Source organism: Algoriphagus mannitolivorans DSM 15301 (assembly GCF_000429425.1).
Taxonomy (GTDB): domain Bacteria; phylum Bacteroidota; class Bacteroidia; order Cytophagales; family Cyclobacteriaceae; genus Algoriphagus; species Algoriphagus mannitolivorans.
The window spans coordinates 185,979-206,662 of sequence record NZ_AUBV01000009.1; the positions used below are offsets into that span (position 1 = coordinate 185,979).

A 20,684-nucleotide genomic window follows, 5' to 3' on the forward strand; every position below is an offset into this window, starting at 1 on the left:
ATGGAAATCTTTCTTTCCTCCATAAAAAAGCAAAAACTGTCGTTTTTTTGGTTCTGTGTACATGCAGTTCTCGGGATTTCTGCTGCATTTACCCCATATCCAATGATCTTGTTTTTTTATGTGGCATTGGGGTACTCCTTTATTAATTTGTTTTGGATTCATTCTAGGCAAAGACCTAGACTGATAGCTGAAATTATCATTTATTTTGCCTCATTCGAAGCATTAGGAAGGTTGGCAGGTTCGGATCCTTTTCTTCCTTATGAACTTGGGAAATATATTCTCCTTTTTTTATGTCCTCTTGGATTGATATTAAGCAGAAATTATTCATGGAAAGGCATAATTGGTCTTGTTGTCCTCCTTTTGTCTATCCCTGCCGTGATTTTTGATGAAAGTGGATTGGTGACATTCAATGACTTGAAATTTAATCTCTTAGGATTATTGAATATCGGAGTTGCGATTTGGTTTTTTTCCTCACTTAATATTTCACTCAAGCATCTGATTAATTGGTCGAAACTCATTGTTTTACCCATTATTTCAGTTTTGATCCTTACAATTATTCGAACTCCGGATTTGGATGAGGTTGAGTTTTCATTAGGAGCCAACTTTGCCACTGCTGGTGGATTCGGCTCCAATCAAGTTTCGACAATTCTTGGATTGGGCGTCTTTATCATGGCGATCTGTTGGCTTTTAAATTACCGAGTCACCGGATTCAAATCTCTCGATCTGGTGATTTTGTGTTTGTTTACCGGGCAAGGATTACTGACCTTCTCCAGAGGAGGAATGATTGGAGCTTTTATTGCGATTGTGGTGGTCATGTATTACTTAGGAAAACTCAGTCAACAGGAAAGGCATAGATTGGGAATTCCCAATTTCAAAAAATATATCCTCCCGGTCACAATAGTCCTCATAGTCGTCATGAGCGTCGCCAATATGGTAACAGGAGGGATGCTATTGTTGAGATATATGGGTGAAACCCAAGGAACACTTAGCGGTAGTGCAGAGAAAAATTTGAATAAAATCACGACCAATCGCTCGGATATCTTTTTAGAAGATGTGGACCTTTTTCTGGAATATCCGATGCTGGGAGTAGGAGTAGGGGCCTCTACTTACTTGAGGCAGGAGTATAAAAATTATGCTCCGCATGTTGAACTTTCCAGATTGATAGCCGAACATGGATTTTTAGGAATTGTTATATTCTCCTTATTTATTTTGATTTACTTTTTGAATAGAAATCAGGCTCCTGATACCATCTCTAAAGGATTATTGATTGCCTTTTATTTTTTGGGTTTTTTGGCAACATTTCATTCGGCTACCAGAACTTATATCACGCCCTTATTAATGGGGGTTTCCTGCGTGGTAATAGGCCAAAGTTCAAAAAAAAGCAATAAACCCCGACCGCATTCTGATCCTTCGAAGCTTGTTTTAGCGCAAAAGCCTCTCAAACAACTTTAAATGGTATTTCTAATCCACCCATGAAGATTTTTGCTTACAATGACTTCATCCTGAAGGAATATGAATCGAACATTTATGGAGATGACTCCCATGTTCTTTTTATTGATCATACGGGCACCCAATACTTCGAAAAGTACCTACTAGGTTCAAGGGTAAAAAGCTCTCCCCAAAAAGGATATTATCTGGTTAAAGATGGAAGTGAAAAAATCCTGCCTCTACCAAATTATTCTTCAGTGTCTGATTTTCTCAAAAGGCCGGGCTTATTTGGTGAAGCCAGAAAGATCCTTAAGCCTAGGATTTTTCAATTTGATGTTTTTTGGCTTACATGGCCACACCCCATTAGTTTCTTGATCCTTCTCCTAATTGGAAAGGATAAACCTAAGGTTCTTTTTATCAGACAAAATTTGGAAGCACTTATTCAAGTTAGGTATAGTGGAATTCAAAGAAAGATGGGGCTATGGTTTACCAAATTGATGTATGCCTATGCCAAAAGATTTCACCCCGAAGCTTTGATCGTTACAGTTGGTGAGGAAATGTATAAAATCATGCGGGGCCAATTTCAAAAGGTCCACTTGATCAGTGATTGTATTGTTCCTTCTGAAGTAGCTCAAGCTCCCAGAAAATTTCCTCAAGAAAAGTTAAAGTTGATTTTCGTTGGGCGACTCGAGGCAGAAAAAGGTATCCCTGTTTTGCTGCACGCTTTAAAAATTCTTCGGGAAAAGTTCCTTCTTCAATTAACCATAGTGGGAGAGGGAGCCTGTCAGCATGAAATTGACCAAATAATTGCTGCAGAATCCCTTTCGGAAGAGGTAGTTCTTTTAGGGTATGTGCCCTTCGGTGAGCAGCTTTTTGAACTGTATAAATCTCACCATCTGATGGTAATTTCCTCGTATAGTGAGGGGCTTCCAAAAATCATCAATGAAGCCAGAGCTTTTGCTTTACCGATCGTTTCTACGGAAGTGGGAGGTATTGCAAAAGAACTGAGAAATGAAAACACCGTGATTTTTTCTCCACCCGGAGATGCCTTACGCCTTGCCCAGGGGATAGAAAAAATCTGGACAGACAAATTTCTTTACGAGAAAATCTCCAGAAATCTTTCAGAAGAATTTAAAGCCAATTCTTTAGAGTATTGGAGCGGGAAATTCGCATCTCTGGTTCGGGCTCACGTTAAGAATCAACAAAATTAACAAGAATGGATGCTTTGGTTTCAATTGTGGTTCCAGTCTATAATACAGAGAAGTATGTTTCTGAAACAATCAACTCGATAACCAGGCAAAGCTATTCAAATTGGGAGTTGATTTTGGTTGACGATTGTTCTACTGACCATTCATTCGAGATTTGCAACTCCTTTGCTCAAAAGGACTCCAGAATTAAGGCACTCAGGCTGGCCAACAACTCGGGAGCATTGGCAGCGAGAAATAAAGGGATTGAACTTTCAAAAGGGAAGTATCTTTGTTTTTTGGACTCCGATGACACTTTCGAACCCAATAAGTTGGAGATTCAGGTGGATTTTATGAAAAAATTTGAACATGCTGTCTCTTTTACAATGTTTCAAAGAATCACCGAATCAGGGGAGTTTTTGGGGAAAAGCAATGTTCCTTTCAATACCAGGATCGGATATAAAGACTTGTTGGGAAACCCGGCATTTTCAATCATTACGCTAATGATTGATAAAGAAAAAGTCACGGTGCCTCTTGTTCAGGAAGATTTGGTGAAAGCTGAAGATTATGTGTTTCATCTAAGAATCCTAAAGCAAGGCGTGGATGCATTCGGAATCAATCAGCCTTTGTCAAATTACCGTTATAGGCCAGGCTCTCAATCCACTTCTTTCTTTGGTAATTCTGCTGACCTATGGAAAGTTCTGAGTAAAGTTGAAAAGCTTCCAATTCATATGGCTTCGTTTTATTTTGGACGATACTTGGTCAAAGGAATTGGCAAACGACTTACTTTATTCAAACAAGTCATTTCAAAAAAGGGATGAATTTTTTCCAAAAAGTACAAGGGAAAAGCAGAGCGATTTTCCGAAAAAGTAAGAATAAGGCCTATGGAATTATTGATTATTTTTTTCCGATTCAGACCAAGGAATTGGCAGGGAAAAGAATTTTCTCTTTGGGATATGCTTATCCAGATGAATTGTTTGTCGAAAATATACCTGAAAAAAACACCATTTGGGCTGAAGTAATCCCGGGTTTGACGGAGACCTATCGATTTGATCAGGAAGACGAATATTACCGGATGTATCAAAAGGCTAGATTCGCATTCACCTGGAAAAAAGGTGGATGGGATTGTCTTAGACATTATGAAATAATCGCCAACGGATGTCTTCCTGTTTTTAGAGGTATTGAGAATTGTCCCAAAGGGACTTTGGAGCATTTTCCAAAGGAACTCCTTCAGGAAATTAACGAAAAGTTGCTTCCATGGAAAGGAACCAAGACTCAAGAATCGGAGTATCAAAGGCTTTCTGTTGAACTCTTAGCCTATTCCAAAAATCATTTGAGTTGTTCTGGGCTTGGAAGATCTGTTTTCAAGATGTTTGGCTTAGAAAAAGCACCTTCAATTTTACTGTTGACCTGTGATCCTCGGCCAAACTATTCCAGAGAATTTGCCTTCATTGGACTGAATAAAGAGGCAAAAAAATCAGGTGGGATCTGTATTTCTTATCCAAGATTGAATGCCGTTTATGAGGATTTTCCAAAAGAAAAAGCATCTCAACTATACGGTCGGGGGTTTGGTTATACCCGAAAAATTGAAGCCCAGGCCGGAGAATCTCAACAGGATTGGGACGACGACAAAATCAGGAAAAGTATCCTCGACAAAAATTGGGATCTTGTTTTGTACGGAAAAGTAGGTTTGGACGAAGGTGTATTGGGATCATTGCCCAATCTTCCGTTTTGGTCTGAAGTATCTTCGGTTTATTCAAAAAATCAAATCGGGTTTTTGTATGGTGGTGATCATTCCCACAATTTGTCAGAACGAAGCAGCCCCTATACCCGTCACCTGCTGTCACACAGTAAACATGGAATTTGTTTGGTTAGAGAATTGGAATTGCCTTGAAAAAATTTGAATTGCCTATAGTTTTTTGTTCTGACAGCAATTTCACAGAACATGTCGCAGTTACTATTTTATCCATAGTAAAATCAAATCCTGAATTTTCTTTTGATTTCCATCTAATTTCTTCGGAATCAAACCTTTCAAAACTTTCCAAACTAGAGCGGCTTAGTGAGGATTATAACTCAAACTTCCAATCACATCATCCGGATTTTTCTGTTTTTGATGCCTTCCCAAAGGTCCATCATTTAAATCTTGCCTGTTACTATAGACTGCTCGCGCCTAAGCTCATCCAAGAAAAGAATTACCTGTATCTGGATATCGATATCATAGTTAGTGGAGATTTATCAGTTTTCCTGAAATTCTTACATTCCAAATTTGTCTTGGCCGCTGCTGCAGATCCTGTTTACCGCTGGGAAGACGACTTAGGAATGAGTCCTGAAAGCCTCTATTTTAATTCAGGAGTAATGCTGGTCAACAGAGAAAAATGGAATTCAGAAAAAATTACCGAAAGAGTCATGGAGTATATTGCCAGCCATCCTTCTACGATTAGATTCGGAGATCAATGTGCTCTCAACGCCATCCTAGATGGGAAATTTGAAGAATTACCTCCTGCTTTAAATCAACAGGCTATCATTTTTAGAAACGATATTCCAAAAATGGAAAAAATATGGACTCGGGAAGAGATTGAGGAGGCAATCAATAATCCCGTGGTCATTCACTTCACTGGACCCAGTAAACCTTGGCAATATCAATGCTCACATCCTGAAAAGGGGCGCTATTGGGATTTTCAAAAATGGTCTCCTTTTAAAAGAAATTTCCCTGAGGGTATGAAAAGACTGGATTACCTCAAAATTTTGATCCCGAATTCTTTTAAGAAAAAATTAAAGGAGATTTTTAGCCGAAAAAAGTAAGCCAAACCGGACTTGTATGAATCATTTTCCAATACGTCATTATTCCATACAGGGATAAAAGACCCAGACTAACCTGGTTTATTAGATTCCAATTTTTGTTCTTCAATCGCTTTATTCCAAGATTAAAGGCCACAATTCCGATTAGGAAAATTGGGGCAAGCCAACGGATTTCTATGTAGGAAATGATGATCAAACTGAAAATGCACATCATCGCAAGTTGACCAATGCCAACGAAATAGTTTCCAAGGGAAGGTTTCTTAAAGTTGATCACAAAGACCAAAATTGGAAAGAAGATGGGCAATCCAATATTCCGAAATCCTGCTTTGATCAAAAAAAGAAAGTCCTTGACAAACTCTTTTAGGGTCAACTTTACATCAAAAAAAATGGATTCGGAGAATGATCGGGGAAGTGAATTTTCCCCATTTTGATCTAAATATGCCCTGGTTTCTTCCCAGGTAACATGACTGAATTCCGGTATTTCATGAGCATTGGCTTTAAGCTGGGAAAGATATTGCCGCTGAGTCCAGGTACAATTCATCTGCTTGTTTTCAATATTCTTATTATCATACCCTATTTTGCCTTGATGGATCAATGGTGGTAAGTTTAAAACAAACCAAAATATCGACGAACCGATTAGAATCTTCATCCCAGAATAAAATTGGTATTTATCTCTGAAAATGAGCAACAAAGCAGTGGCCACCAATGGGAAATAAATGATGGAAAACTCTCTTGTAAAAAATGCCGAAACCAGGGAAAAATAGGCATATGCTGGCAATTCCTTTTGATATCCTTCCATGACCAGGTAGCTTTCAAAAAGAAAAACTACAAGAAAGCAAAAAAGCAGAGTGTCATTGGTCCCTATCAAGAAAGATCCTGATGCGATATAAAATGCCAAATGAGGCCCTGCAAAGGAGTTTCGCATGAGACTTTTTCGACTTAGATAAACCCAGATAAAAATGCTTCCTATAAGACTGATTAGCCTTAAAGCGATAAAATTTGGTAAAATAAGAGAGAGCGGATAGGCTAGAAGTCCATGAGGAACCGAAAAATTGGCTGAAGAAAAGAAAGAATAGAAGCCCATTTGTTTTCCTTCATCTAGATAGAGACTCATGAGTCCTTCATCTCCTAATCCTTCGGGCTGAAATACCAACCAAAATATTATGCCCAATACACAGTAAACCCCAATTGTAGCCGAACTTAAAAAAGAAACTTTTGACATACCTGAATGGCAAATTCATTACAGCTCGTAAATCAACAAAATAATGCATTAAGTGTTTCTATTTTGCACCAAAGAAATTCCGATAATTAAATTTTAAATGAGTTTTTTTCCTAAAGTATTGGTAATTGGTATCGGCTCGATCGGGGCTAGGCATGTCAACAACCTTCTGAATTTGGGTTATGGAAATATCACCTTGGTAACTCGGCGGAAAGATTTTTCAAAAGATTGGCCAGAGTTAACGGTTTTTGAATCACTTGAATCGGCCCTCGCCCAAGGGGAATTTACACATGCTGTAATCAGTAGTCCTACCTCAAGGCATATAACTGACTTAAACCTGGTTTTAAAAGCCGGGATCAAATATGTCTTCCTGGAAAAACCCTTGAGTCATTCTTGGGAAAATGTTGACGAGGTTATTCAACAAATATCTCCCGAACATAAAATTTCATTGGGATTCGATTTAAGATTTGACCCGGGCTTGATGAAAGTTCAAGAGTTAATTCGTTCTGGAGTTATTGGGCCGGTTTTTTCAGCGGTAGCATTTGTCGGACAATACCTTCCTGATTGGCGCCCTCATGAAGATTATAGACTAGGAAGTAGTGCCAAGATATCGGCTGGGGGAGGTGTTTTATTGGATCTGGTCCATGAGTTTGATTATCTCCATTGGTTATTGGGAAAGGCAAAAATGATCGGAGCTTTTTACCAGAATTCCCATTCTCTTGAAATTGAGACTGAGGATTTGGCGGATGTCCTTATAAAATTTGAATCCGGGGCACAGGCTACCGTTCATTTAGATTATCTGCAGAAGAAATTAGTCCGATATTGCCACTTGACTGGGGCTGGGGGTATCATCAGGTGGGACCTGGCTCAAAGAATGGTCTGTATAACCAAAATCAATGGAGAAGAAAAAACATGGGATTTTAGCCAACATGAAAGGAATGATCGATTTGTAAAGATCATCAAAGCGTTCATAGAAAATACCCAAGAAGAAAACTTGGCCTCTTTGCCCGATGGATTGAGTAGTTTAAAAATGGTGTTGGCTGCCAAGAAATCTTCAGAAACCTCTACTTTTGTCCATCTTTCCTAGTTCCAAAGCAAAATACAAAGGAGAAATTTAGTTCAAGGTATGATTCTCGCCACCATTTGTTGTAGAGGAGGCTCTAAAGGAGTTCCAAATAAAAATATTAAACTTTTAAACGGTCATCCGCTCATTCACCATACGATTAAGCAAGCCTTAGCTTCTAACCTTATCGATGAATTAATTGTATCCACCGATAGTGAGGAAATTGCCGAAATTGCCAAGGATGCCGGGGCGAAAGTTCCATTTTTGAGACCTTCCGATTTGGCATCAGATACTTCCAGTAAATGGCCGGTATTTGTTCATGCACTTGAATTTTTTGAAAAAACAGAGGGCAAGGAAGTGAAATATTTGGTGGATTTGGACGTAACTGTTCCCTTAAAAACTCCGGAAGATATTGATGGATGTATTCAAATGGCCTTGGATCATTCCGATGTGGAAGTGGTCATCACCGGTTATGAACCGGAAAGAAATCCATATTTCAACATGATGGAAGTTAGAACGGACGGTTTGGCCGAGATTGTAAAAAAATCATCCAAGCCTATAGTCAGGCGACAGGATGCCCCGGAAGTATACAGCCTTTCACCGGCTGCTTTTGTAATCAAGAAATCAGCCCTTTATCACTACCCCCATTGGAGTACAGCACCTTGCATGATTTATCCCATGCCCAGGGAAAGAGCAATAGATATTGACTCGGAGTTGGATTTTGAACTTATAGAATTTTTGATCAACAGAAAAAAATGAAAGATATCTTTGACCTGAGTGAAAAGACGGTCCTCCTCACGGGAGGAGCAGGTCTACTGGGACCAGAAATGGCGAGCGCACTTCTTCAGAAAGGTGCCCGAGTCATTTTAGCAGACATCAATGCTGAAAAATGTAACCAAATAGTTAGCGAGAGAGCTTGGGACCAAAAGATGGTGAAAACCGTCTCCTTGGATGTCGCTTCCCAGGATTCCTGGAAAAACTCCGTGAATCAAATTGTTTCAGAATTTGGAAGAATTGACGTCCTCATCAATGGTGCAGCTAGTACCAACCAATCTAAGACTGCAAATTTCGAGGCAGGATTTGAGAATTTTCCGGAAGAAGATTGGGATAGAATCATGGATATCAATCTAAAGGGTACATTTTTGGGCTGCCAAGTGGTTGGAAAACAAATGCTTCTTCAGCAAAAAGGCAGTATTATCAATGTTGCCAGCCTCTATGGTGTAGTTAGCCCAAATCATCGGATTTATCCGGGTACTGGTATTTTTCAGCCTGTGGCCTATAGTGTAAGCAAACATGGAGTAATCGCACTAACCAAATACTTGGCGACCCTTTGGGGGGATAAAGGAATTCGAGTAAACTCCTTGACACCAGGTGGAGTATGGAACCAACACGAAGGTCTTTTTTACGAACGATACAAGCAATTGAATCCTTCAGGAGATATGGCAGATAAATCAGACATGAATGGGGGAGTGGTCTTCCTGGCATCGGATGCCTCCAAACATGTCATTGGACATAATCTAATCATAGACGGAGGGTATTCCGTCTGGTAATCAATTTTTATATGAACAATCCTTTTATTGAAATTTCAGGTAGAAAAATCGGGTATGATTACCCGCCTCTGGTAATTGCCGAAATAGGTATTAACCATGGCGGATCTATTGCAGTGGCGAAAGAAATGATAGATGCTGCAAAAAGGGCAGGTGTCGAAATGATCAAACATCAAACCCACATTGTAGATGATGAAATGAGCCGGGAGGCAAAAAATACCATTCCTGCTCATACCAAAGAAAGCATTTACGAAATCATGCAAAGTTGTGCTTTATCCGAAGAGGACGAATTGGAGTTAAAAGAATACACAGAAGCTCAGGGCATGATTTTTATCTCCACTCCATTTTCCAGAGCTGCGGCAGATCGCTTGATTAAATGGGATGTACCTGCTTTTAAAATTGGATCGGGAGAATGTAACAACCATCCATTGCTTGAGCATATTGCAAGTTTTGGAAAGCCCATGATTTTGAGCACTGGAATGAACGATTTGGAAAGCGTCCGAAAGTCAGTGGCTATTTTGGAGAAGCATAAAGTGCCATTTGCCTTGCTCCATACCACAAACCTTTATCCAACACCCAATCACCTCGTAAGACTGGGTGCGATGGTTCAATTGCAAGATGCATTTCCCCAAGCTGTTGTGGGACTTAGTGACCATACACTCACCAATCACGCCTGCTTTGGGGCCGTTGCTTTGGGTGCCTCTATTCTTGAAAGGCATTTCACAGACCATATGCAAAGAGTAGGTCCGGATATTGTCTGCTCCATGGATGAAATTGCTTGCAAAGAGCTAATCGAAGGCTCAAAACTAATTCAACTTCAAAGAGGAGGAGAAAAGAAGCCTGTTGCTGAAGAACAACCCACCATTGACTTCGCCTTTGCAACGGTTTGCACTATTAAGCCCATTCAAGCGGGTGAAGTATTCACGAAAGAGAATATCTGGGTGAAAAGACCAGGAAAAGGCGGAATTTTGGCCGAACATTACGATTCCATTTTGGGAAAGAAAGCCGCAGTCGACCTCGAAGTAGATATTCAGGTCCAATGGGAAAACATCCTTTAATCAATTATTCAAAGAAAGAATTACACCATGAAAGTTTTTGTACTCATAGAAAGAAGAGCAGACTATAGCCGATACAAACCAATTTTGGAAAAAATGAGAGAGGACTCATTTTTTGAAATTTACCTGGTGGTCACCGGGATTTGTCTTTTGGACTTGCACGGTAAGGATGTGAATTACATTGAAGACGATGGCTTTACCATCAATGCCAAAATCCCGATGTTTGATTCTAATGCCCCTGATTCCGGAGCAGAAATGGTACGATCCATGGCTAAGGTTCTTCGTGATGTGACTTTCGAACTTGAAAAAGCCCAGCCTGATTTGGTACTCTCAGGATTTGACATTGGTGGAAATTTCGCAGTCACAATTGCGGCAGCCCACATGAATATTCCTGTTGCACATATCCAAGGCGGAGAAGTCACAGGTAGTATTGATGAGGCAATAAGGCATGCCATGACCAAATTTTCCCATATTCACTTTCCAGCCACTGAAGATGCCCGGGATAGGCTGGTGAGACTTGGAGAAAATCCAAAGGATATTCATGTGGTAGGTTGTCCTTCCATTGATGTGCTTGTAAATACCCCTTCCTACCCAGCAGAAGAATTGGAGAGTGAATTTGGATTGGATTTTTCAAAGCCTTTTGTATTGGTTATCCAGCATCCGGTGACTACAGAGGCAATGTCCTCTATAGATCAAATTCGGGAGACGCTTCAGGCCTTGAAAGGAATTGATGCTCAGGTGGTATTCCTGCTCCCTAATAACGATGCGGGCCATTCCAGAATAATTGCCGAGATAAAAGCTTCTGGATTTAAATGGATCCCATCACTTCCTACGCTGAAGTTTGTGAACTTGTACCGAAATGCCTGGGCCCTAGTCGGGAATTCAAGTTCTGGTATTCATGAAACTCCAACCTTGAAAATTCCAGCTGTTAATATCGGGAACCGGCAAATGGGTAGGGAAAGAGCTGCCAATGTTTTGGATGTGCCGAATGACGCCGCCAAAATCAAAGAAGCAATTCACAAAGCCTTATTTGATCAGGGATTTAGAAAAATGGTATCTGAAATAAAGAACCCCTATGGCGAAGGGAATTCAGCAGAACAGATTGTCCGAATTTTGAAAAACCTAGACTTATCCAGTGTCAGCATCCAAAAAATCTTTTACGAAGGAAAGTAAAATTTTATTGCTAGGAGGAAGTGGCTATATCGGTAGTCACTTCCTCCGTTTTTTATCCGATCAGGGCTTTACCAATGTCTGGATTGGTGGAAGAAATTCTTTGGGCCCTAAATCCCTAAAAATCGACTTGATTAATCCTTCCAGTGTTTCCTTGATTAAGGATCAGAAATTCGATTTTATATTCAATTTTACGGGACAGGTGACTAACCCCATCAAAAAATGCCTGGAGATCAATACCCTTGGAATCAAAAACCTGATCCGATCCTTAGGTACGTCCACCAAGTTAATCCAATTGTCCAGTGTGGGGGTATACGGATCTGGGGATTTTGCCGATGAATCGACTATTTGCAATCCTGAAACACCTTATTCAACCTTGAAGCTGGTCGCAGAGGAATTATTGCTCGATGGACTTAGCCATGAAAACCTTCTGATCCTCAGGCTATCCAATATTTATGGTTCTTCACAACCTAAAGGAATTTTCGCCTATTTGCAAAGATCCGGGAAATCTGACCAAATTTTGGATTTCAACAATGATGGAAGTCTTTTCCGCTTTTTTCTTCATGTAGAAGATTTAGTTCAGGCGATATTTTTGATTTCTCGGGAAAATGAATGGGGAAAGCAGGTGATTCTTAACTTTGTCGGCAGAGACAAATTTACTATTCCTGGATTGATTGATCTGTTTGAGAAAAACCTTGGCTTCCACTACCAAAGAAATTTTTCACCTTCGAAACCTTATGATAATATGATGAATATTTCAGATGAATTATTCAGAAAGATGACTGGGTTTGAGGAAAAGTATAATTTGGAATCTTATATCAAAGAATTAAAATAAAATGTTCATCGATAAAAATGCCCTCCATCTATTTTCAGCAAAAGATTCTCTGTCCATAAGAGAAGCAATGAGGCTCATCGAGGGAAATAAGAAAGGACAACTTTTTGTAATCAATGGAGAAAATAAATTGGTAGGTTCTCTCAGTGACGGAGATATTCGAAGAGGAATATTGGAAGGAAGTCAGTTGGAGGATCCCATTTCTAAGGTGATGAACAAAAAACCCTTCTTCATCGGAATCGAGGAGCAAAAAACTTTGGACCTCAGAAAAGTTGAAGAAAAAGGCATCAAGCTAGTTCCAGTAGTGGATTCCTCGGGAGAGATTCATCACATTTTGAGCTCTGATCCTGAAAAAAGCGCAATCGCGATTCAGAATCCGGTTGTATTGATGGTCGGTGGAAGAGGAATAAGATTGGAACCCTTAACGCAAACCATCCCTAAACCTCTGTTAAAAGTGGGGAACAAACCCATTCTTCAGACCATTTTGGAAAGACTTTACTTGTTTGGGTTTAGAAATATTTACCTCATCACCAATTACCTTTCCGAAAGCATTGAGGAGTTTTGTGGTGACGGGTCCAGATTTGGATTGAATATCCAGTATTTCAAGGAAGAGAAGAAATTAGGAACAATCGGAGGGGTGAAATTCCTGGAGGATCAGTTAAATCTTCCTTTTCTGGTCATGAATGGGGACCTATTGACTTCCTTGAATTACAAATCTGTTCTGGATTTCCATCTGGAACATCAAGCTCAATTGACTATAGGCAGCGCTTCATTCGAAACAAAGATACCCTATGGGGTCATCCAAACCGAAGGCTGCAAAGTAAAATCCATCCTGGAAAAACCAACCTATACTTTTAGGATTAGCGGGGGAATTTATGCCTTAAGCCCGGAAATCCTATCATATATTCCCAAAGGACATTTCTTTGATATTACAGATCTTATGGAAATTCTCCTGAAAGAAAACCATTCGGTAGTAGCATTTCCCATCGAAGAATATTGGTTGGATATAGGACAACATCAGGATTATGAAAAGGCAAATCATGATTATCAATCACTTTTCAATAAACCAAGTTTATGAATTATAAAGGAAAAAAAGTCCTAGTAACAGGGGCAGCGGGCTTTATTGGAAGCCATTTGACAGAAGAGTTAGTTAAATCTGGAGCCAAAGTCACCGCTTTGGTTCATTATAATTCCAATTCTTCATTGGCAAATCTGAAATACCTTTCTCAGGATATACTCAGTCAAATCGAGGTTGTCTTCGGGGACGTCCAGGATGGATTTTTAATGAATTCCCTCTCTAAAGACAAAGAGATTGTTTTTCATTTGGCTGCATTGATAGGAATTCCCTATTCCTATGTAGCGCCTGCTGCTTACGTTTCTACCAACATTAATGGTACCTTGAATATGTTGGAGGCAGCAAGGAATCAGGGAGTGAAAAAGTTAATTGTAACTTCTACCTCGGAAACCTATGGCACAGCGCTCTACGCGCCAATAGATGAAAAACATCCCATGCAGGGCCAGTCGCCGTATTCGGCCACCAAAATCGGAGCCGATAAAATCGCTGAAAGCTATTATCTATCTTTTGGATTGCCAGTTTGTGTATTTAGACCCTTCAATACCTTTGGTCCAAGACAGTCCAATAGAGCTGTAATTCCTACCATCATATCCCAGGTGATTTCCGATTCAAAAGAAATCCGTCTTGGATCTATTGACCCAGTGAGAGACATGCTTTATGTAAAGGACACTGCAAGAGGATTTATGATGGCTGGTTTGTCTGATAACACCATTGGGGAAGTCGTAAGCGTTGGAACCGGCAGAGGCGTTACGATTGGTGAAATCGTTAATTTGATTCAGGAAATTTGTGGGACTAATAAACCAATTCAGGTAGAGGATACCAGAATCAGACCTGAAAAAAGTGAGGTCATGAAGTTGATTTGTGATTATTCCAAAGCAAAAAACCTTTTTAATTGGGAACCGACGTTCTCCCTTGAACAAGGATTGACTGAGGCTATAGAATTTATGAAGAAAAACCGAAATGAGGTGGATCCTGGAAAATACTCCATTTAATTCTTTTCATCCGTTTTTCCATAAAAAAAGCACTCCTTTGAGTGCTTTTTTTATTACCAAGGATTCTCTAAATCCTTTGCTTGATATTGCTTATTGATAAGTTGATAGGCACTTTCTGAAGGCTTTTTAAGCAATAAAGAATCCTTTTTCTTGAATATGGCCGCAAAAAAAGCAATTGGAGTTAAAATCAGAAAAAAAACTAATCCCAAGAGGATATTAGGAACAATTAAACTCAATAAATAGGTGAGTTTAAACCAGAGCCATTCCACTTTTTCACTAATCCATTCTGATAGAATGCTGAGAAGGCCAATTCCGAACGAAACATAAAGAATCCAGGAGATTGAGGTAAGGAAATAAACCAAAACTAAGCCCGTGCATATTACTAATACGGTCTTTCCTGGATTGCTTTTTAAATTATTCATGTGAAAATAAAATTAGAAGAGCGTATAAATAAATGGAGCTAGGGCACTTCCTCCTCCGAAAATAATCAATACACCTAAGAGAAGAAGGATGAATATTACCGGTGCAAGCCAGAATTTTTTCCTCTCCTTCATAAACGCCCAAAGATCTTTTAGAAAATCCATATCTCAGTTTAATTTAATTTTAAAGTAATATAATTACCAATCACTTTTGCAGCCTCTTGTACACCCCCCAAATTGAAGTGGCAATCATCATAAAAGTAATCGGTTGTTTTGGGAATTGATTTTTCCAGGTCCAGGAGAAAAACACCTTCCTCCTCCGCTACCTGAATAGTGATTTGATTCAGCTTACCCAACTCTTCGGCTAGTTTTTCACTAGGGTATCGTTGGTTTCCAATTCCTACCATCCAGTGATTTTGGTTTAAGTACGCATCCTTGGAATCCCAAGTATGAGTCTGGGTCATCAATAATACTGGAACACGGTTGGATTTCGCAGCTCCAACGAAACTTCTGATATTCCTTTCATAAATTCCGTAATCAACGGAAGGAAGTGTCTCTACCAAAGGCAAGGCTTCGACTTCTTTGACTTTGGCTGCGTAATTGGTTTTCAGGAAAATGGAGGTTCTGGCATCACCTTTTTCGGGATTGATAACATTGATCAACCTTCTGATAATCTGGAAATTACTCAGGAAAAACTTGATCGATTGAATCATGGAGCCTGATTCCTCAACATTTTCTACAGGAAAATGTAGGTAATCGTAATTTCCGATAAGTCGATTCAAATCATTTATCCCAGCAAACAAAATCACCAAATCCGGATTCAAGTGCTGAATTCTATGCACCAACATGGATATATGGTCTGGAGTCGCGTCTCCTGATTTTCCCGCATTGAAGACCCTTACGGTTCTGTTTGGAAGGGAATCTTGCAAAACTCCCTGTAGTTGCCTTTCAAACCCTTTTGAATCATCAATGAAAAGATTTTCTGTAGTACTTCCCCCAATGATAAAAACTCTGAATTCACTCAGAGGCTTAGGATAAATCAAAGAATCTCCACGATAGCCAAAGTTGTTGGTTGTAAATGTAGCACTGGAATCCATGTTGGGAAGCCCTGATTCTATCTCAAAAGTAAATTCAGCATTGGGTTTAAACTGGGATTCGATGTACTGGGAATTGCTTAGATTTTTTTTCTTATACCTTGCAAACGGGTCCTCGACAGGTGCTAACCAATATAGAGCCAACTCCACAATGACCAGCATAAGAAGTAGAGTAGGTAAGGTAATGGTGAAGAAGGACTTGATGTCCTTTTTTGTCAGCAAGGCCATTTAATCCATTTTAAAGTTTACCATCCACTTTTCCCGATTTTGCCAATCAGGCTGTTCTTCTTTGAAAAAGACAAAATCATTGATGACCAAAACATCCATTTCAGTACTCATAAAACACCTGTAAGCATCATGGGGAGTACAGACTATGGGTTCCCCTCTCACATTGAAGCTGGTGTTCACCACAAGACCATATCCAGTCTGCTTTTTAAATTCTTCTATAAGTGCATAATACCTAGGATTGGTGTCTTGGTGTACTGTTTGAATTCTTGCTGAAAAATCAAGGTGCGTAACAGATTGGATATCACTTCTTTGGTAATAAAGTCTATCCCAAAGACTTTGATCGTAATAATTAGCAGGCAATTCCTTCCTTCTATTTTCTCCTACCGGAGCCACTAACAGCATATACGGCGAGGCTTTGTCCAATTCAAAATAGGTACTGACCTCCTCGGCGAGAACAGAGGGCGCAAATGGTCTAAAGCCTTCTCGGTATTTTATTTTCAAATTGAGTTTTTTCTGCATTTCCGGATTTCTGGCATCCCCTAGAATACTTCTGTTTCCCAGAGCTCTGGGACCAAACTCCATCCTTCCCTGAAACCATCCAACCACTTGCCCCTTGGCCAATTCTCCTGCCACTACCTGATTTAGTTCTCCCAACGAATCATAGGAGCGATATACTCCTTTTACTTTTCGGATGGTCTGAAGGATTTCTTTTTCAGAATATGAAGGACCCAAGTAGGAACCACTCATGGCATCAGGTTGTACCACTTCTCTGGATCCCTTGCTAAAGTATAGATGAAATGCAGCCAATGCTGCTCCTAGGGCACCCCCAGCATCCCCTGCGGCAGGTTGAATGTAAATATCCTTAAATATGCCTGTGGCTAGAAGTTTCCCATTGGCCACACAGTTTAAGGCAACCCCACCTGCCATACACAAATAGTCGGAATTGGTTAATTTTTTGGCTTCTTGAGCCATCAGGATGACAATTTCCTCCGTCACTCGTTGAATAGCCAAGGCTAAATTGCAATGATGCTGCTGCAATTCGCCCTCAGGCTTTCTTCTTCCAAACCCAAACAAGGTTTCCCATTTGGACTCATTAACCATCTTGAGACCAGTAGCATAATTGAAAAAGGACTGATTCAGCCAGATAGATCCATCTGGGTAAATTTCAATCAACTCTTTTTTAATCAGCTCTTCAAAATTTGAGGTTTCGGAGGAGTTTGGGTTTCCATAGGGCGCTAAGCCCATCAATTTATACTCTCCGGAATTCACCGTAAAACCGAGAAAATAGGTAAAGGCACTGTACAGAAGCCCTACAGAATGTGGGAAATTCAGTTCTTTCAATACCTTTATTTCTTTCCCAACCCCGTGAGATATGGAGGCTGTACTCCATTCACCCACACCATCAATGGTCAAAATGGCTGAGTTCTGAAAAGGAGATGGGTAAAATGCACTGGCACTATGAGAAAGGTGATGTTCTGGAAAGAGTAACTTGAGCTCCTTCTTGGAATACTTTTCTATTTCAGAAAGCCCTTCATGAATTAATTTTTTCAAAAACATCTTTTCCCTTAACCAAACAGGCATTGCTTTGGCAAAGGAGATAAAGCCTTTTGGGGAAAACCTGTAATAGGTCTCCAAAAGTCTCTCGAACTTCAACAAGGGCTTATCATAAAAAACTACTGCATCCAGTTCATCCAGGCTAAAACCAGACTCCTCTAAACAATATTTAATGGCCTCTTTCGGAAAATCTGGCGTATGCTTATCTCTGGTGAATCTTTCCTCCTGAGCGGCAGCAATAATTTTTCCATCTTCAAGAATGGCAGCAGCGGAATCATGGTAGAATGCAGAGATTCCAAGAATTTTTATTGTTTTATTTTGCATGGAAGGTTTTTCAAAAAGTTATTTTACCTCTTTTTGATTATTCATATGGGTCAATTGCTCGAGAGTATCCACCGTAAACCATTTTTCTGGAAGTACACTGGAGGTATATAATTGCTTTTGAAGGATTAATTGATGCCATAATTCACCAAAATCCTCCACAGGATCCAGGAGGGAATTAATTCTGGCAGGATTTAAAACCTGTATCCCCGAACAATAGGTTGGCGATGGATCATTTCGGTCCAATTTGATTACCTGATTATTGGAATGGTGGATAAAGTCCCCAACCAAGCCCTCAATCGGTTGGACAGGAACCACCATACAGGCTGGATTGCCCAATTTTTGGTAATCCATTAAAATGGAATCAATATTCAAATCAGTGACATTATCTGAAGTTAATACCAAAACCGGCTCATCGATTAAGCGCATCAAGGTGTTAAAAATCCACCAAGAATTCCCTTTACCTTCTGTATTAAACACCGAATTCACTCCCAGTTCAATTACATGCTTGGCCAAATCCGAACCTTTGTATCCAACTGTGATATGCAGATGGGGCACATGAGGAATTAACTTTTGAATTCCATTGGCGATCAACGTTGATCCCCAAAGTGGCGCCATGGGTTTAGGAATCACATTAGTGAGAGGCGCCATTCGGGTACCTCTTCCTGCTGCCATAATCAGTGCGTGATTGATCATCCTAATTTATTGTTCCTCGATAGGAGGGTTGTTGATGATTGACAGGATTTCCTCCCTGCTCAGCCGATCTGTATTGGCTGAAGAAAGCCCAAACTTCACAGGATTCTTTACTTTGTCATTGAAGGAAATCAGGTAATGTTTTATTCCGTCAAATTCAAGCTCTTCGGTGTAGGGTAGCTCCAAATCTCCAATCAAAAATTCATCATCTCTTTCTCCCGGTCTTCCCTCTATTTTCTCCCATTTCCCGCCTTTTTCTTCAATCCAAGTCTGGAGTATGTCTTCAATTTGCGCAGCCTTCATATGTCTGGATAAGACCTTTCCTTTCACTTGGTCAATATGATTCATGGCCGTTATGACCAACTGGGCGGCTTCATCGACACTAAAGAAGAACCTCCTCATTTCAGGACCTGTCGTACCAATGACACCGGTTTCTTCATGCATCTTTTTCCAAATTGTCAATACGGAACCAGTGGACCAGGCTACATTTCCATATCGAACGGCTGTAAATTTAGTCTTGGTTTTACCGTCCATTGCACAGAAAATTCTTTCCATGACACTTTTAGACATCCCGTAAATATTTCTGACTGGAGGAGCAGCTTTATCCGTGGAAATTCCAATGACAACCGGAATTTCTCTTTCTACGGCAACCCGGGCCACATTCTGAGAGCCCAGCACATTTACATCCACACATTCCATAGGATATTTCTCTGCCAAATCCACAAATTTTGTGGCAGCTGCATGAATTACTATGTCCGGCTTGAATTCCACAAAAACATCCCGGACAGATTCAATACTTGAAATATCCAAAGGAGCCACTTGGCAACCGGTATACTTGGAAGCAAAAAGATTTTGTTTGTTGTTTCTGCCCGTCAGGATAACTTTATATTCATTTTTTAATTTCAGAGCTAAGTTTCGGCCCAAAAATCCAGTGCCGCCTGTGATTAAAATTGTTTTCATTCTTGCTTTACTTTTTTTTTATTGGACGCAAATCTAATTAATCATCTCAATTAATGAATATTTCCATTTCCTTAAATCAGTCTAATAGTAAATCCATCTCCTTTTTTTCATTTTGAAGTCGATGAAAACCATTATCAGAGAAAAAATTTCCAAAGCAATTAAAGTTCTTTTTGGAAATAAATGGATTTGGAAAATTTACGCCCCCTTTGCCGAAATCAATGCCGAACTCTATCTTCAAAGAAAGGCAGTCCAAAAACTTGCTGACCAGGAAAAATTTTTTGAAAAATACCGAGGCCTGATTTCCAATGAGGTTAAGTCAGGGCCATTCAAAGGGCTGAAATATCCCTTTATGGAAGCAAAACATTCCATGATTTTTCCGAAACTCTTGGGATATTATGAAAACGAGATTCATGAAGTATTCCATTCAATCAAGAATGTGAAGTTCCATTCTATTATAGATGTGGGATGTGCAGAGGGTTATTATGCCGTAGGAATGGCCTTGATTTTTCCGGATACTAAAATTTTCGCGGCAGACATTGATCCAGAAGCAAGGGAAAAAACCAGGCAAATGGCGGAATTCAATAATATCTCTGTTCTTGACCAGGTAGAAATCATCAGTGAAATCTGTCCTCAATTTCTACTGGAATTGGATTCTCAGCATAGGTATTTCATATTTTCCGATTGTGAGGGATATGAGGAATCTCTTTTCTCCCTAGAAGTTATATCCCATCTCAAAAAATCCTATTTTCTAATTGAAATTCATGACTTTATTATTTTGGGTCTTGGAGACCGCTTAAAAAATAGATTTGCTGAAACCCATCGGATTCAATCCATTCAAAGTACAGATGATATTTTTCGTTACCGAAAAGTTCAGGATCCTGAACTGAAAAATATCCCAGGAAAAGATCTGAAAATCTTGTTGGAAGAAAAGAGGCCAACCCAAATGGAATGGCTATTTTGTATTCCTTTGAATGGCTAATCCTGTAATTATTCGAAATATTTCAAGGATTGGAATTAAACTGGTTCTATTTTTGAAAGATCAGAAAGTTGG

20 protein-coding genes are annotated in these 20,684 nt (G+C 39.7%); 14 read left to right on the plus strand and 6 right to left on the minus strand.

Annotation, left to right across the window (positions count from 1 at the left end; genetic code table 11):
* Genes G458_RS0112085 through G458_RS0112105 form a run of 5 tightly spaced genes read left to right on the plus strand, consistent with a single transcriptional unit; the run spans position 1 to position 5,414 of the window.
* Entirely contained in the window at positions 1 to 1,452 is a 1,452-nt protein-coding gene (locus tag G458_RS0112085; protein ID WP_026952138.1) for an O-antigen ligase family protein, read from the plus strand.
* Positions 1,453 to 1,472: 20 nt separating this feature from the next.
* Complete coding sequence (locus tag G458_RS0112090) at positions 1,473 to 2,639, plus strand: glycosyltransferase family 4 protein (protein WP_026952139.1); 1,167 nt, start codon at positions 1,473 to 1,475, stop codon at positions 2,637 to 2,639.
* A 5-nt stretch (positions 2,640 to 2,644) separates the two neighbouring features.
* The gene (locus G458_RS20675) at positions 2,645 to 3,433 is read left to right on the plus strand and encodes a glycosyltransferase family 2 protein (protein WP_035468109.1); all 789 of its coding nucleotides are present in this window, start codon (positions 2,645 to 2,647) and stop codon (positions 3,431 to 3,433) included.
* Positions 3,430 to 4,506, plus strand: a complete 1,077-nt coding sequence (locus G458_RS0112100; protein ID WP_026952140.1) for a hypothetical protein — start codon at positions 3,430 to 3,432, stop codon at positions 4,504 to 4,506. Before G458_RS20675 ends, G458_RS0112100 begins: the two co-directional genes overlap by 4 nt.
* Entirely contained in the window at positions 4,503 to 5,414 is a 912-nt protein-coding gene (locus G458_RS0112105) for a glycosyltransferase family 8 protein (protein WP_026952141.1), read from the plus strand. Before G458_RS0112100 ends, G458_RS0112105 begins: the two co-directional genes overlap by 4 nt.
* On the opposite strand, the gene G458_RS0112110 is transcribed toward G458_RS0112105, so the two are convergent.
* The gene (locus tag G458_RS0112110; RefSeq protein WP_157359772.1) at positions 5,398 to 6,525 is read right to left on the minus strand and encodes a hypothetical protein; all 1,128 of its coding nucleotides are present in this window, start codon (positions 6,523 to 6,525) and stop codon (positions 5,398 to 5,400) included. The two genes, G458_RS0112105 and G458_RS0112110, sit on opposite strands and share 17 nt — an antisense overlap.
* Positions 6,526 to 6,730: 205 nt before the next feature.
* Between G458_RS0112110 and G458_RS0112115 the strand changes: the two genes are divergently transcribed.
* From G458_RS0112115 to G458_RS0112150, 8 genes are read left to right on the plus strand one after another with little or no spacing between them, the layout of a single operon-like run.
* Positions 6,731 to 7,717 carry a Gfo/Idh/MocA family protein gene (locus tag G458_RS0112115; RefSeq protein WP_026952143.1) on the plus strand — a complete coding sequence of 329 codons (987 nt, stop codon included), beginning with the start codon at positions 6,731 to 6,733 and terminating at the stop codon, positions 7,715 to 7,717.
* A 39-nt stretch (positions 7,718 to 7,756) separates the two neighbouring features.
* Positions 7,757 to 8,452 carry an acylneuraminate cytidylyltransferase family protein gene (locus tag G458_RS0112120; RefSeq protein ID WP_026952144.1) on the plus strand — a complete coding sequence of 232 codons (696 nt, stop codon included), beginning with the start codon at positions 7,757 to 7,759 and terminating at the stop codon, positions 8,450 to 8,452.
* The gene (locus G458_RS0112125) at positions 8,449 to 9,243 is read left to right on the plus strand and encodes an SDR family oxidoreductase (RefSeq protein ID WP_035468112.1); all 795 of its coding nucleotides are present in this window, start codon (positions 8,449 to 8,451) and stop codon (positions 9,241 to 9,243) included. The genes G458_RS0112120 and G458_RS0112125 overlap by 4 nt, the downstream gene beginning before the upstream one ends.
* 11 nt (positions 9,244 to 9,254) lie before the next feature.
* Positions 9,255 to 10,298: an N-acetylneuraminate synthase family protein gene (locus G458_RS0112130; RefSeq protein ID WP_026952146.1), complete on the plus strand. Its 1,044-nt coding sequence runs from the start codon at positions 9,255 to 9,257 to the stop codon at positions 10,296 to 10,298.
* Between the two features lie 27 nt (positions 10,299 to 10,325).
* Entirely contained in the window at positions 10,326 to 11,468 is a 1,143-nt protein-coding gene (gene neuC, locus G458_RS0112135; protein WP_026952147.1) for a UDP-N-acetylglucosamine 2-epimerase, read from the plus strand.
* Complete coding sequence (locus G458_RS0112140) at positions 11,431 to 12,300, plus strand: NAD-dependent epimerase/dehydratase family protein (protein WP_026952148.1); 870 nt, start codon at positions 11,431 to 11,433, stop codon at positions 12,298 to 12,300. The genes neuC and G458_RS0112140 overlap by 38 nt, the downstream gene beginning before the upstream one ends.
* Before the next feature lies 1 nt (position 12,301).
* Positions 12,302 to 13,375, plus strand: coding sequence for a nucleotidyltransferase family protein (locus G458_RS0112145; RefSeq protein ID WP_051287232.1), 1,074 nt, complete (start codon positions 12,302 to 12,304; stop codon positions 13,373 to 13,375).
* Positions 13,372 to 14,364 (plus strand): GDP-mannose 4,6-dehydratase, encoded by a 993-nt coding sequence (locus G458_RS0112150; protein ID WP_026952150.1) that lies wholly within the window; start codon positions 13,372 to 13,374, stop codon positions 14,362 to 14,364. The genes G458_RS0112145 and G458_RS0112150 overlap by 4 nt, the downstream gene beginning before the upstream one ends.
* A 434-nt stretch (positions 14,365 to 14,798) precedes the next feature.
* Here the strand turns inward: G458_RS0112150 and G458_RS21890 are convergent, their stop codons facing one another.
* From G458_RS21890 to G458_RS0112180, 5 genes are read right to left on the minus strand one after another with little or no spacing between them, the layout of a single operon-like run.
* Positions 14,799 to 14,948, minus strand: coding sequence for a DUF5989 family protein (locus G458_RS21890; RefSeq protein ID WP_169719267.1), 150 nt, complete (start codon positions 14,946 to 14,948; stop codon positions 14,799 to 14,801).
* Positions 14,949 to 14,956: 8 nt separating this feature from the next.
* Positions 14,957 to 16,105: an SGNH/GDSL hydrolase family protein gene (locus G458_RS0112165; protein ID WP_026952152.1), complete on the minus strand. Its 1,149-nt coding sequence runs from the start codon at positions 16,103 to 16,105 to the stop codon at positions 14,957 to 14,959.
* A complete protein-coding gene (locus G458_RS0112170) occupies positions 16,106 to 17,983 on the minus strand; it encodes a carbamoyltransferase family protein (RefSeq protein ID WP_245579269.1) in 1,878 nt (625 codons plus the stop codon).
* Between the two features lie 18 nt (positions 17,984 to 18,001).
* Positions 18,002 to 18,676, minus strand: a complete 675-nt coding sequence (locus tag G458_RS0112175; protein WP_084438858.1) for a nucleotidyltransferase family protein — start codon at positions 18,674 to 18,676, stop codon at positions 18,002 to 18,004.
* 6 nt (positions 18,677 to 18,682) lie between these two features.
* Positions 18,683 to 19,633 (minus strand): polysaccharide biosynthesis protein, encoded by a 951-nt coding sequence (locus G458_RS0112180; RefSeq protein WP_026952155.1) that lies wholly within the window; start codon positions 19,631 to 19,633, stop codon positions 18,683 to 18,685.
* 121 nt (positions 19,634 to 19,754) lie between these two features.
* Here G458_RS0112180 and G458_RS0112185 point away from each other — a divergent pair, with 121 nt between their 5' ends.
* A complete protein-coding gene (locus G458_RS0112185) occupies positions 19,755 to 20,612 on the plus strand; it encodes a class I SAM-dependent methyltransferase (RefSeq protein WP_026952156.1) in 858 nt (285 codons plus the stop codon).
* The last annotated feature ends 72 nt before the right edge of the window (positions 20,613 to 20,684 follow it).